Raw genomic sequence first — 13,792 nt, forward strand, 5'->3', positions numbered from 1 at the left:
TTACTCAATGAAAAGGAGCAGACACCTTCCAGTTGTCTGCTCCTTTTCATTATTTTCCGGCCGCTTGCTGCATTTCCTTCTGGCGCAGCTCGATTCTTCTTATTTTTCCTGAAGTGGTCTTCGGCAGCTCTGTGATGAATTCAATTTGCCGCGGGTATTTATAAGGAGCTGTCAGTTCCTTCACATGGTTTTGCAGCTCCTTGACTAAATTTTCATTAATCACTGTCTCCGGATCTCTCAGCACAACAAAGGCTTTGACAATATTGCCTCTAATTTCATCAGGACTCGCCACGACAGCGCATTCTTTAACAAGATGGTGTTTAACTAGCGCATCTTCCACTTCAAAAGGTCCGATTGTATAGCCGGAGCTTATAATGATGTCATCTCCTCTGCCCTCGAACCAGAAATATCCGTCCTCGTCTTTCTTCGCTTTATCCCCGGTTAAATAAAAATCTCCTCTGAATGCCATGGAAGTGCGCTCAGGGTCTTTGTAATATTCTTTAAACAATGCAGGCGAATCCTTATGCACCGCGATGTCACCGACTTCTCCAGCAGCTGCAGGAACCCCGTCTTCGTTAATGACTTCCACCTGGTTGCCTGGCGTAGGCTTGCCCATTGAACCAGGTCTTACTTCCATGCCTTCCATCGTTCCGACAAGCAATGTATTTTCCGTTTGCCCGTAGCCATCTCGAACCGTGACAGAGAAATGGCGGCTGAATGTGTCGATCACTTCCCGGTTTAACGGCTCCCCTGCTGAAACTGCACTATGCAGCGATTTCAGGCTGTATCGAGACAATCCTTCAACCTTTGCCATCAGGCGATACTCTGTAGGTGTGCAGCATAATACGTTGATCTTTTCTGTATCAAGAAGATCAAGGTATACTGCAGGATCAAACTTGCCATTATAAACAAATCCGCAAGCCCCCATACCTAAAGTTGATACAAAAGGACTCCATATCCATTTCTGCCATCCTGGACCTGCTGTTGCCCACACTTTATCTCCTTCTTTAATACCGAGCCATCCTTGAGCTGCAGTGCGAATATGCGCGTATCCCCATCCATGCGTATGCACGACGCCTTTCGGGTTTCCTGTTGTTCCAGATGTATAAGAGAGGAATGCCATATCGGTTCTGTTCGTCTCCGGCATCTCGAAGGAAACGCTTTCATTTTCAGCTAACACGGGAAGGCTGTCCCATCCATCTGCAGCACCGGTACCGGTAAATTTAAGTGAAAGAGTAGGCAATGGCTCTGTAATGCTGTCAATGTTATGTACGTATTGACTGTCTGCGATAACTGCGCGTGCTTCACTGTGCTGAATGCGGTAGCTTAAATCTTTTGCTCGCAGCAATTCAGAGCATGGAATGACGGCTATTCCAGATTTTAAACAAGCCAGATAAACTGCATACGTTTCCAGTCTCCTCGGCATCAGTACAAGTGCTTTATCCCCTTTTATCAAGCCTTTTCGTTTCAAAGCGTTCGCAATCTTGTTAGCCTGGGCAAAAAGATCTTTATATGTAACGGTTACCGTGTTACTTGAAGCATCCCTCCAGACGAGTGCCTCTTTAGCGGGATCAGCTGCAAAGCGCTCCATTTCCTGGGACAAATTGTATTTTTCCGGTGCGATAAGATTCATGTTCCAGCCTCCTTGTTGTATGTATATCGAACGATACTATTATAAAACATTTTTGAAAATTTGGAAATTTAATAAAAAAAATAAAAAGGGCGGGTATCACCCGCCCTGTAGATCCATGTTATTCAATTATTTGCGGTATCCGCCAAGAGCTTGAGCAACAAGACGCTTAGTGATTTCTCCACCTACAGATCCGTTTGCACGAGCAGTAGATTCTCCACCAAGGTTTACTCCGAACTCAGAAGCGATTTCATACTTCATTTGGTCGATAGCTTGTTGTGCACCTGGAACAACTAGTTGGTTTTGGTTAGCCATTTTGTTTCACCTCCTTTTGGTTTGTACCTTTAATTTGCGGCAAAACCGAAAAATCATGCTTGGAAATTGTTGTATTAAGGAGATTGCTTTTTAAAGACTTTAAAAATCTGAGGAATTTAGCCCTAAACAGAGGCTTTATGGGCTGTTGAGGTATTGACAGTAATACTTCACAAAAAACCCCCAGTCCTTCCAATGGAAGACTGGGGGTTTGCTTAAAATAAGTCGCTGAATTCTTCTGTTGTTTTATTTTCATCTAAGAAAATGGTCTCCGCCTGTTCTACCGCACGCGCAACAAGCTCATCAAGGTTCTCGATATACTGTTCAAACCTGATGGCCTTTTCTCTTTTCGGCTTTGTTTTCGGTGCAGAAGGCAGAAAGATTGTACAGCAATCCTCATATGGCCGGATTGAAATATCGAACGTGCCGATTTTCTGGGCAATATCCACAATTTCAATCTTGTCCATTGTTATGACAGGACGAAGGATCGGCATGTTCGTCACCTCGTTGATGGCATACATGCTGTGCATCGTCTGGCTCGCCACTTGGCCTAGATTCTCACCGTTGGCAATTGCCATTGCATTGTTCTTTTCAGCAATCTGTTCAGCGATTCGCAGCATCACACGCCGCATGATCGTCATCGAGTAGCTTGCCGGAATCTTGTCTTTGATGATTTTTTGAATCTCTGTAAAATGGACGACGTGAAGCTTGATCTTGCCGCCAAAACGCGTTAATTCCTGCGTAAGATCAACGACTTTCTGTTTAGCCCGCTCACTTGTAAACGGCGGGCTGTGGAAATGAAGTCCTTCGATGCGCACGCCTCGCTTGAGCGTCAAATAACCTGCGACAGGGCTGTCGATTCCTCCTGAAAGCATGAGCATCGCCTTTCCGCCCACTCCTACAGGAAGACCGCCTGCGCCTGGGAAGGTAATGCAGCTGATGTACGTTGCGTTTTCTTTTACTTCGATCCTGACATCGATATCAGGTTTGTGAACGTCTACCGTGATATTTTCCGTGTTGATTAATATATGTGCGCCCACTTCACGATTTAGTTCCTGAGAACCGACTGGAAAATGCTTGTATGCTCGTCTTGCTGAAATTTTAAATGTTCCTGGACCGGTGTTCGCTTTGCGGAACGCCTCAAGTGCTGCCGCTTTAATCATTTCCAGATCGTTTTCAGACTTAACAGCCAGCGAGATGGCGTGAATCCCGAACACCTCTTGCAGCTTCTTCACGACCGGTGAATAATCCTCACCGTTTAAATCAATGTTGATCCGGTCAAAAGCCTTCATTGCTTTTAAAGCAGGGAAAGGTTTGAGCTTTTTCTTGACTGTTTCGAACAGCTGAGATTCAAAATGTCTTCTGTTTTTACCTTTTAGCGATAGTTCGCCGTACCTGACGACGATATGATCATAATTCATGGCTTACCTCATCACTTCTTTTAAATTTTTTACAGCTTTTTTGATTGTCTCAACTACAATTTCCGCTTCATGCATCGTGTTTTCATAAGAAAGACTGATGCGGATGGCGCTTGATGCCAGACTATCTTTTATACCCATAGCAAGCAGGATGCGGCTTGCACCGGCTTTTTTTGAAGAACAAGCGGACCTGGTGGATACATAAATCTGCTGCTCTTCAAGCGTGTGGATGAATACTTCCGGCTTGATGCCATCAATCGAAAAGTTCAAAATATGCGGTGCTGCCCCAGTTTGCGGTGAGTTGACGGCAATGCCTGGAACAGAAGAGAGCGAGTTATATAAATAAGAATGGATTTCCTTTAGAAAGGAACCTTTCTGTTTTGCTTCATCAAGAGTCATTCTCATAGCCTTAGCGAGAGAGACGATGCCGGCAACATTCTCTGTTCCGGCTCTAATCCGGCCTTCTTGTTCTCCTCCCGTAAAAAGCGGCGAAAGACGGATACCGCTCCTCACGTACAATGCACCGGTCCCTTTCAATCCATGAAATTTATGTCCTGAAATCGTGCATAAATCAATGCCTGCTCTTTTGAGGTCGAGAGGGACTTTTCCGACACCCTGCACATGATCGACATGATAGATAATCTTGGGATGAGCAGCGAGAATTTTTCCGATCTCTTCGACAGGCTGAACGGCTCCTGTTTCGTTATTCACATGCAGAATCGAGACGAGTGTCGTCTTGTCTGTGATGCTATTCTCAAGCTCTTCTAATGATATCTGACCATTGCTGTTAACATTAAGATATGTGACAGAGAAACCGATGCTCTCCAAATAATTAAACGTCTCATAAACTGACGCATGCTCGGTCATTGTTGTGATCAGATGCATGCCTCTTTCTTTATTTTCGATCGCACTTCCTTTAATGGCAATATTATTGCCTTCTGTTCCTCCGGAAGTAAAAATGATCTCTGAAGGTTCCGCATCCATATATGCAGCAATGTTCTGCCTAGCTTTATTAAGAAGACGCTCTGCCTCTCCACCTTTAGCATGAAGTGAAGAAGGATTGGCAAAATATTGTTTCGAAACCGCGGCAAACGTCTGAACAACTTCCTCATATGGCCTTGTTGTGGCACTGTTGTCAAAATAAATCATCCCGAATCCCCCTGATGGATGTACCGTACTTTTTCACATTTTCTAATCTTACCATAAACCCTGTGAGTGAACATACACATTTTTCTATTTAATAGCATTCCAAAAACTCCGTTAATTGTGCACAAAGCAATAACTAAAATGCCTAAGTAATGTTTTGTTGAAAAAAAGAAAGAGGTGTCCCGCCGAAGACAGGACTACCTCTTTATACGTGCACTTTCATATTAATTTCCATTTGCTTCAGCACACCTGGGTGAACACTTTCTACAGCCGAGCCGGCAATCTGCAGAGCATCTTCATACTGACAGTTCCGGAAAGCAATCTCCGCTTCTATCAAGCGGATGGATACATTCTGGTAGCTGCTTCTGAACCGGTTGCCGTATTGTATAAGCTGTTCAGCCAGCTGGGCTGTTTCAATCATTTTAGCCGTCTCATCGTAGCCTTCTTCAACTGCTTCTAGGGCCTTTTCCAGAACGTATGACACTTCAGCAATTTCAAGCGGCTTTTCATCAAGCTTTTTTGAAACTTCAATAATGTACTCTTCCGCTTTTCCTATCGTCACAAGATAATGCTCAGGCAGTCCGGGCAGGTTGCTTTTTTGCACCATACGGCGAGCCTCAAGCAGTTTGCGGCGAAGCTCTTTAAGCTTTTCTTTCGTATGAAGCTCATCTTTGCGGAGATTCAGCAGCATTTCCTGATAGATTTTTTGCGAACGCTGCAGCTCGTCAAGCTGGCTTTTCATTTCCTCGATCATCTCTCTGATGACTGAGAAAGAATCTTTTTTCGTAACGATTGATTCTTCAATAAGATTGAAACGGTTTTGCAGTTTATTGTATAGCTTTTCAATCTTCTTCTGCATCTCAGATTCATTGTGATCGATCTGATAAGTAAGCGAGACAATGTCCGTTTCCTCACGCAGGTTTTCCATACCGATTCTCATATCGTTTAAGATTTCGGCAATGATCTCTTTTTCTTTAAGAACAAACTGTTTGGAGACGACTTCATTTTCAAGAAGCTCATAAAGCTGATCCACTTTGCTGAACATTTCGTCCAGTTCTTTTTGTGAATCTTCTGTTTCAATGCGGTATACCTTTTCTGTTACTTCCGCCAAATCCTGAGTCAGCTGTTCGATCTCTTTTTCAATCACAATATGGTTCAGCACATAGCCTTGCTGTTCCATTTCATGAAATCCTTCTCTTAAGTTGCGAAGCTGTGAGGGCAGGTCCGATTGAACACTGACGAGAAGTTCTGGCACAGCCTGCATCTTTGTTTTTGTCACATGAAGACGGTTTGCACTCTCAACCAGGATCTGGCGCGCCTCAAGATGGCTGCCTGCACTTGTCAGCTGTTCAAACTCATCAAACTTATGCTGGATATCTTCAAACTCCTTGTCAAATACGGAAGCCGTCTGACCGAGGGAACGAAGATGCGTCAAGTAGTATTTTTTTGCTTGCAGAAATTGTTCCTTCGCCTCGATGATCTGCTCTCTATTAAGCTCTTCGCTTGTGATGAGCTCGTTGATTTCCCCTGTAATAATTTCGATTCTTGAGGAAACGCTGTCTATTGTTCTTCTAGCTTGACGGATGATTTCACGCGCTTTGCCAAAACGGTACTTGTCAGCATACTCTTCAGCATCAAACAAATCTTCTTCAAGGCCTGGCAAGGTTGCCGTCACCATCTCATCCCATTCGCCGCGCCATGATTCGAATTTCTCCTCTGTGGCGCCGATCATCACGAGACCTTTGACCTTTGCGATCTCATCTGTCAGCGGGCGGTTCATAATCTGGATTTTTAACCCTTCAAGGATATCTATTTCGTTATAAATCTTGCGGCGCGACCATGCACCATATCCGATTAACAATACGACAGCGATTATTGCAGCAATTATAGGCAATGTCATAGGTAGCACCCTTTCTCTCTTCCCCTGAAAATATAAAAAGCCGGCTGGCAGCAGCCAAGCTTACGGTTGGTTTTATGTATATCTGTGTGTTTTAATGTATTAAATATAACATGTAAACACTGCTTTGAACCAAAAAAAATGCAATTTTTGATAAAAAATTTCCATATATAACAAAATTCTCGCAAAGGAGTCGTTTTATGCGATTTGACGGCCACATACACTCGCCATTCTGTCCGCACGGTTCGCCGGATGCACTTGCCGATTATGCAGAACGGGCCATTCAGCTCGGTTTTAATGGTATTACGTTTACAGAACATGCACCCCTGCCCGCTGGCTTCACTGATCCAGTTCCAGCAGCTGATTCAGCCATGGCGTATGCTGACCTTCCCCGTTATTTTCAGGCGATAAAAGATCTGAAAAAAGAATACCAAAATCATATCCAAATTTTCACCGGGCTTGAAGTAGACTTTATTGAAGGGTTTGAAGAGGAGACCGATCACTTTTTAGGCGAGGTAAAAGGCGAGCTGGACGATGCTATTTTATCAGTCCACTTTTTAAAACATAACAATGTATATTGGTGTATGGATTACAGCGAGGACATGTTCGAAGAGATGACGAAATCATTTGGCAGCACTGACCATGTTTATGCATCCTATTATCGCACTGTCAAAGCGTCTGTCAGTTATCCTTTTCGCAGCCTCCAGCCAAAGCGGATCGGCCATATCACTTTGGCGAGGAAGTTTAAAAAGCTGTATCCGTCTGCCGGCTCCTTCAAGGAGGAAATATACGGTATTCTGGATATTATCCAAGAACGAGGTTTAGAGCTGGATTATAACGGAGCAGGAACTGTGAAACCATTGTGCGGAGAACCGTATCCTTCAGACTGGGTGGTCCGGGAAGCTGTAAAAAGAAAAATCCCGCTTGTATACGGGTCAGATGCCCATACGTCAGCGGGAATAAACCAGGGATATGATCAGCTTCTTTTTCAAGAAAAGCTAGCCTCCCCACTTTTCCTGAACAGAACCAAATAACACATTAGACAGAATGGATGGTTTCTTTTCCGGTACACAGACAAAACGTTCAATCCAGCTGTTTATCCATTTTTGATAGTCGCGGTAAAATACGTTTTCACCTACTGGAAGATGGAAGACTTCCGTTAAATACAGCGGTTGGAGAAACGGGAGCACAATCATCTCTTTATATTGGACAGACAGTAAATCTACAGACTGCCGCTTAAATTCACGGCGCTTTATGCCTTTTTCGAAAAAAGCGTTCAAGTAGTATTTTTCTTTTGCCAGATAAGTGGACATTAGTTCTCGTATAAGCGTCGAATCTAGGGTCATTTCACGGTGGACGAACCTCGCAAGTTCCAGATTGTTTTTCTGGTACGAAAGCAGCTTTTCCGTCAGCTCCATTAATGCTCCTCTGGCTGTTTCTTTCGTCGAAGTGTGGTAAACCACCTCCAGCCTGCGTACATATCCTTCGTAAAAGGACATGACAAGCTCTTCAAGCAGACCTTTCTTCCCGCCAAAGTGATAGGATATTAAAGCAATGTTCACATCGGCTTTCTGAGCAATCTGTCTGATCGTCGTACCTCTAAAACCCTGGCTGGTAAACAAGGATATGGCTGCTTCGCATATTTTCGCTTTCGTTCCTGGACTTGCTGTTTTCATCGTTTCCACCACCCTTTTCTGACGCAGTGAAATGCATGTAAAGATTGAAATGAGATTATAGTTATAACATTCTTGCAGCTTGTTATTAATACCTTTCATAATCGCTCGGCAAATAAAGCCTATAACCTGTACACTTCGACAATTTCTGCTAATATATATGGCATATCATAAAGTAGTTGGGGGGAATTTGTATGTTTAACGTTCAGTCTTACAGTGAAAACCGGGCAGAAGCATATGGACTGCTGTTCAAGCAGCTTGATGCTTTGCTTGAAGGCGAGAGAAACATGACAGCGAATCTGGCGAATGCCTCTGCGCTGCTCAATCAGTTTCTTGACCGCACGAACTGGGTTGGATTTTACTTGATGGAAGAGAGCACTTCTCAGCTTGTACTTGGCCCGTTCCAAGGTCTTCCAGCTTGTGTTAGAATTCCTCTTGGCAGAGGAGTATGCGGGAAGGCTGCTCAAGATCAGGAGACGGTTCTCGTAGAAGATGTTCATCAGTTTCCGGGACATATCGCCTGTGATGCTGCATCACAGTCAGAGATCGTCGTTCCTATCTTAAAAGAAGGAAAACTTCTTGGTGTGCTCGATATTGACAGCCCTGAAAAGGGACGCTTTGATGCTGTTGATAAAGATAACCTTGAAACGTTTGTCAGTATTTTAATAAAGCACCTTTCATAGAAAAAACGCCAGGCATGTCAAGATGCCTGGCGTTTTTTTCATTTATAAGGAGTTAAGGCTCTGTTCAATGTCAGCCCATATATCCTGCCATGCTTCAAGTCCTACTGAAAGCCTGAGAAGCGTATCACTTATTCCCATGTTTTGTCTGTCAGCCTCAGGAACAACCGCATGAGTCATTGTTGCAGGATGCTGGATCAATGTTTCCGCATCTCCTAAACTTACTGCAATCTTAATGAGTTCGAGTGAATTCATAAACCGCTGTGCATCCTCTTTCGCGCCTGTTAATTCAAAGCTGATCAGACCGCCTGGTCCATCCATCTGCAAGGCTGCAATCCCGTATTGTGCAAATTCGGGATCTCCTGGAAACAGTACACGCGATACACGATGATGATTCTTCAATTTTATTGCCAGCTCTGATGCATTGCTGCAATGCCGGTCCATCCTGACGGGCAGTGTTTTCATACCGCGGAGTACAAGCCATGCATCAAATGGAGACATCACCCCGCCAATATCTTTTTGCGTTGTCATCGCCAGTCTGCTCATTAATTCCTTGCTGCCCGCTGCAAGACCTCCAATAACATCTCCATGTCCGCATAAATATTTTGTTGCGCTGTGGACGACGACATCGCAGCCCAGTTCTAGCGGCCTCTGAAGATACGGAGAAGAAAAAGTGTTATCAACTACAACTGGTATATGATATTCTTTCGCGATATCAGCGACAAGTTTTAAATCTACAAGCTTCATTGTCGGATTAATTGGGGATTCAACATAAATGAGCGCCGTTTCAGGACGGATGGCAGCTCTAATCCGTTCTTCTTCATCCATCGCCTGAAAGCTATGGCTCACCCCGAACCGCTCGTTCATTAAATTCAGCAGGCCGAATGTACACCCGTATACGCCTTCTGAACACAAAATATGATCCCTTGTTCTTACCATACCCATTAAAACAGCTGAGACAGCTGCCATACCGGAACCGAACGCCAGACCTTTTTCAGCTTTTTCCAGCGCTGCTATTCTTTCCTCAAGCATCGCTACAGTTGGATTATTCAGTCTGGTATAGATGAAGCCTTCCTCTTCTCCTGCAAATCTCCGTTCTCCCGATTCTGCATCAGGGAATACGAAGGTCGAGGTTTGGAAAATTGGCGGAGCCAGGCTGCCACAATGCTGCTGGGCGTTATAGCCTGTGTGAATAACCTCTGTTTCAAATCGTCGTGAACGTTCCTGTCTTGATTGAATATCCTCCATCATAAGACCCTCTTTTCACATAATGTAAGCGCTTTCTTTATTATTTTATCATATAAAATTAATTTCAGATTGACAATTAATATACCGCCCGCTTTTTATAAATGACTGCTTGACTTAACTCGTTATTAATCGTATACTGTTCTTTGTGTAAAATAATGCAGCACTGTGTCCATCGGCCGTTTGATTTTGTTCCTTGTTTAAGGTACATCGCGTAGCTTCTAGGCTGCTGAAGTGAAGATGTGTGAAAACAAAATCTGCCGCTGAAAAGGGCGGAGTCACTGTTTCTTGTTTTACTCCAAAACAAAACACGTGAAGGAGGAGACAATTATGTCTCGATACACAGGATCTACGTGGAAAATTTCCCGTCGTCTTGGAATTTCATTAAGCGGAACTGGTAAGGAACTTGCTAAGCGTCCTTACGCTCCAGGTCAACACGGACCAAACCAACGCAAAAAAATCTCTGAATACGGACTTCAGCTTCAAGAGAAGCAAAAGCTTCGCCACATGTACGGAGTTAACGAGCGTCAATTCCGTCGCATTTTTGATGATGCTGGCAAAATGCCTGGTATCCACGGCGAAAACTTCATGGTTCTTCTTGAGTCTCGTCTAGATAACGTTGTTTACCGTCTTGGTCTTGCTCGCACTCGCCGTGCGTCTCGCCAGCTTGTAAACCACGGACACATCACAGTAAACGGAAAGCGTGTTGATATCGCTTCTTACCGTCTATCTACTGGAGATGTTGTTGGTGTACGTGAAAAGTCACGCAACCTAGTAGCAGTTAAAGAAGCTCTTGAAACAAACAACTTTGTTCCTGACTTCTTGACTTTCGACGAAAACAAGCTTGAAGGCACATTCACTCGCCTTCCTGAGCGTTCTGAGCTTCCAGCTGAGATCACTGAGCAGCTTATCGTTGAATACTACTCTCGTTAATCTTAGCGAAGCAAAACCCCGGTCCATATGGATCGGGGTTTTTGTTTTATACTGTTTTCGTAAAAACTATGTTGCTTTAAAGCATTCAGAGAAGAGGTTGACCTCCGTTTCAGGCGCACGCTTTCCGCGGGGCGGGCGGTGAGCCCCTTTGCCGCTGCGCGCCCTAAAGGGTCTCACCTGTCCCACTCGTCCCGCTGGAGTCGGCGCCTTACACTCCGATCAACTTTATCAAAGAAGAATTCTAGATGATTAAGTGAATGTGCCAGCCACAGCATTTGGAATCGAAATACCAGTGGATCAAGCTTTGAAGTTCAGATTTCAGTGTCAACTCCGCTGAACTGTCTAAGTAAAAAAAACATTCAAAAGCAAAAAACTAAAAAAAGGGACGCAGCCACCGCTTCGTCCCTTTTTTACTTATTATTAATCCACTTCCCGGCCCATGCTGCTCTGCAGGATGTCAAACCATTGTTCTGTGCTCATCTTTAGCTGCTCGGCTTTTACAGCTGCGGCGATGCGTTCTTTCTTTCCGCTTCCGACAATCGGCATGATACGTCCCGGGTGGGCGAGGAGCCATGCATAAGCCGTTTCATCAAGGCTTTCTGCACCAATCTCGCTTCCCACTTTTTCCATAGTCTTTTTAACTGCCGCACTCTTTTCATCACTGCCTGTAAATAGCCTGCCGCCAGCAAGAGGCGACCAAGCCATTGGAGCGATTCTTTTCTCGAGACAGTGATCCATAGAACCGTTGAAAAACGGTTCTGTATGCAGCACTGATAGTTCGATCTGGTTCGTTACCAGTTCTGTGTCACAATAACTTTGAAGCATGTTAAACTGTGACGGTGTGAAATTGGATACGCCGAAATGCCTTACTTTCCCCTGTTTCTTTAGCTCATTGAACGCCTCTGCCGTCTCTGCCGGGTTCATGAACGGGTCAGGACGGTGAATCAATAAAAGATCCAGGTAATCTGTCCCCATATTCTTTAACGAACGTTCCGCTGATTCAATGATATGTTTTTTGCTTGTATCATACGATTTGATGCTGTGATCTGGTCTGTTTCCAGATACGAGCTTAATTCCGCACTTTGAAACGATCTGAATTTTGTCTCTCAGCTCTGGCTTCAATGCCAATGCTCTGCCAAAAATCTCTTCGCACGTGTAGCCGCCATAAATGTCAGCATGATCGAACGTTGTTATCCCCCATTCGATGCACTGTTCAACAAGGGCCAGTAGTTCCTGATCGCTGAGATTCCATTCTTCCAGTCTCCAATGACCGTGTACGATACGTGAAAATTCTAAGTCGTTTGCCAGCTGTACCTTTTCCATTCTTATCACTCCCGTTGTGTTTCTGGATGAAGATTAAAATCGGATAAGTGTATACTTCTTTTTACCTCTGCGGACTAACACGAACTTGTCTTCGATACGGTCTTTTTCACCAATCACTGCATCAAGCTCTGTCAGCCGCTCACCATTTACATAAATGGCTCCATTCGTGATGTCTTCTCTCGCCTGCCGTTTAGAAGGAGAAACCTTCGCTGCGATAAGAAGGTCTACAAGCTGTACCTCTTCTCTTGATTCCATTGTATGGGAAGGGAAATCTTTAAACCCTTGTTCGATTTCATTTGCAGAAAGCTCACTCACGTTGCCGCTGAACAGTGCTTCCGTGATTTTGAGCGCCTGATTGTAAGCTTCCTCTCCATGAACCAAAGTTGTTACCTCTCGAGCTAGGGCTTTCTGGGCTTCACGCTTTTCTGGAGCAGTTTTAAACTGCTCTTCGAGTGCAGCGATTTCTTCCTGAGACAAGAACGTGAAATATTTCAGCATGTTCATTACATCGGCATCTGCTGTGTTCACCCAGAACTGGTAGAATTCATAAGGTGTCGTCTTGTCACTGTCTAGCCAAATCGTGCCCGATTCAGATTTTCCGAATTTCGTACCGTCCGCTTTTGTGATCAACGGGATCGTCAGTCCGAAAGCCTTCTCATCTTCACCGCTGCGGCGGATCAGCTCCATACCTGCTGTAATATTGCCCCACTGGTCACTTCCGCCGATCTGCAGCTTACAGTTTTCTTTCTGGTACAGATTAAGGAAATCGTACGACTGAAGGATCATGTATGAGAACTCAGTAAATGATATACCTGCATCCAAGCGTGCGTTGACAGAATCTTTAGCAAGCATGTAGTTGATGCTGAAGTTTTTCCCAACATCGCGCAAGAAGCCGATGACGCTCAGCTCACTCAGCCAATCGTAGTTGTTTACCGTTCTTGCTGGGTTCTTCTCTGCGTTAAAATCTAAAAAACGAGAAAGCTGATCTTTAATTTTATTGGACCAATTCACAACTGTCTGCTGTTCATTTAATGTACGTTCTGCTTTCTTCCCGCTCGGGTCGCCAATCAGTCCTGTTCCTCCCCCTACTAGGGCAAGCGGCTGATGACCAGCAATCTGAAATCTTTTTAATGTAAGAATAGGAAGCAGGTTTCCGATATGAAGGCTGTCTGCCGTCGGATCAAAACCGCAGTAAAGGGTGACCATCCCGTTTTCTAATTCTTTTTCAAGTCCTTCACGGTCTGTTACCTGGTGGAGCAGCCCGCGAAATTCAAGGTCTTTAATGACTGACATCTTTTTTCTCTCCTTTTACCGATTTTTAGGCAAATAAAAAACGCCCCTTATAAAAAGGGACGTGATTTCTCGCGCGGTACCACCCTGATTGAGAGCATAAATGCTCTCCACCTCAACTTGTTAACGGATCAGTTCCGTCCCCTGCTACTTAGTTCCGTTCACAGAGAAAGCTCCAGGAGGTAATTCACTTACGCCTGTGTACTGGTTCGCATCAGCCACCAGCTTTCTGAAACAGGGAGACG

General features: G+C 44.5%; 12 protein-coding genes and 1 other annotated feature (1 of these 13 running past the window's edge). Of the genes, 3 read left to right on the forward strand and 9 right to left on the reverse strand.

Annotated features, from left to right (window positions below):
* Positions 1-49: 49 nt before the first annotated feature.
* The 5 genes from mbcS to ezrA form a co-directional block, all read right to left on the reverse strand.
* Complete coding sequence (mbcS, locus tag CGZ90_RS10040; protein WP_094252351.1) at positions 50-1,633, reverse strand: acyl-CoA synthetase MbcS; 1,584 nt, start codon at positions 1,631-1,633, stop codon at positions 50-52.
* 126 nt (positions 1,634-1,759) lie between these two features.
* On the reverse strand, positions 1,760-1,945 hold the full coding sequence (locus tag CGZ90_RS10045) for an alpha/beta-type small acid-soluble spore protein (protein ID WP_094252352.1): 186 nt from the start codon (positions 1,943-1,945) through the stop codon (positions 1,760-1,762).
* A gap of 212 nt (positions 1,946-2,157) precedes the next feature.
* Complete coding sequence (gene thiI, locus CGZ90_RS10055; protein WP_094252354.1) at positions 2,158-3,363, reverse strand: tRNA uracil 4-sulfurtransferase ThiI; 1,206 nt, start codon at positions 3,361-3,363, stop codon at positions 2,158-2,160.
* Positions 3,364-3,366: 3 nt separating this feature from the next.
* Positions 3,367-4,509 (reverse strand): cysteine desulfurase family protein, encoded by a 1,143-nt coding sequence (locus CGZ90_RS10060; protein ID WP_094252355.1) that lies wholly within the window; start codon positions 4,507-4,509, stop codon positions 3,367-3,369.
* 202 nt (positions 4,510-4,711) lie between these two features.
* The gene (ezrA, locus tag CGZ90_RS10065; protein ID WP_094252356.1) at positions 4,712-6,406 is read right to left on the reverse strand and encodes a septation ring formation regulator EzrA; all 1,695 of its coding nucleotides are present in this window, start codon (positions 6,404-6,406) and stop codon (positions 4,712-4,714) included.
* Positions 6,407-6,603: 197 nt separating this feature from the next.
* Between ezrA and hisJ the strand changes: the two genes are divergently transcribed.
* Positions 6,604-7,437, forward strand: a complete 834-nt coding sequence (gene hisJ / locus CGZ90_RS10070; RefSeq protein ID WP_094252357.1) for a histidinol-phosphatase HisJ — start codon at positions 6,604-6,606, stop codon at positions 7,435-7,437.
* On the opposite strand, the gene refZ is transcribed toward hisJ, so the two are convergent.
* Positions 7,402-8,079, reverse strand: coding sequence for a forespore capture DNA-binding protein RefZ (gene refZ, locus CGZ90_RS10075; RefSeq protein WP_094252358.1), 678 nt, complete (start codon positions 8,077-8,079; stop codon positions 7,402-7,404). The genes hisJ and refZ overlap by 36 nt on opposite strands.
* 191 nt (positions 8,080-8,270) lie before the next feature.
* Here refZ and CGZ90_RS10080 point away from each other — a divergent pair, with 191 nt between their 5' ends.
* The gene (locus CGZ90_RS10080; protein ID WP_094252359.1) at positions 8,271-8,759 is read left to right on the forward strand and encodes a GAF domain-containing protein; all 489 of its coding nucleotides are present in this window, start codon (positions 8,271-8,273) and stop codon (positions 8,757-8,759) included.
* Between the two features lie 42 nt (positions 8,760-8,801).
* Here CGZ90_RS10080 and megL read toward each other — a convergent pair whose 3' ends face one another.
* Entirely contained in the window at positions 8,802-10,007 is a 1,206-nt protein-coding gene (megL, locus tag CGZ90_RS10085; protein WP_240515405.1) for a methionine gamma-lyase, read from the reverse strand.
* 324 nt (positions 10,008-10,331) lie between these two features.
* On the opposite strand from megL, the gene rpsD reads away from it, so the two are divergent.
* Positions 10,332-10,934 (forward strand): 30S ribosomal protein S4, encoded by a 603-nt coding sequence (gene rpsD / locus CGZ90_RS10090; RefSeq protein WP_094252361.1) that lies wholly within the window; start codon positions 10,332-10,334, stop codon positions 10,932-10,934.
* Positions 10,935-11,354: 420 nt separating this feature from the next.
* On the opposite strand, the gene CGZ90_RS10095 is transcribed toward rpsD, so the two are convergent.
* Together CGZ90_RS10095 and tyrS are read right to left on the reverse strand one after the other, a co-directional pair.
* Positions 11,355-12,257 carry an aldo/keto reductase gene (locus tag CGZ90_RS10095; RefSeq protein WP_094252362.1) on the reverse strand — a complete coding sequence of 301 codons (903 nt, stop codon included), beginning with the start codon at positions 12,255-12,257 and terminating at the stop codon, positions 11,355-11,357.
* Positions 12,258-12,290: 33 nt separating this feature from the next.
* A complete protein-coding gene (gene tyrS, locus CGZ90_RS10100; protein ID WP_094252363.1) occupies positions 12,291-13,550 on the reverse strand; it encodes a tyrosine--tRNA ligase in 1,260 nt (419 codons plus the stop codon).
* A 52-nt stretch (positions 13,551-13,602) separates the two neighbouring features.
* Positions 13,603-13,792: a binding site (T-box leader), on the reverse strand (it continues 30 nt past the right edge of the window).

The organism is Fictibacillus aquaticus, assembly GCF_002245695.1.
Lineage (GTDB): Bacteria > Bacillota > Bacilli > Bacillales > Fictibacillaceae > Fictibacillus > Fictibacillus aquaticus.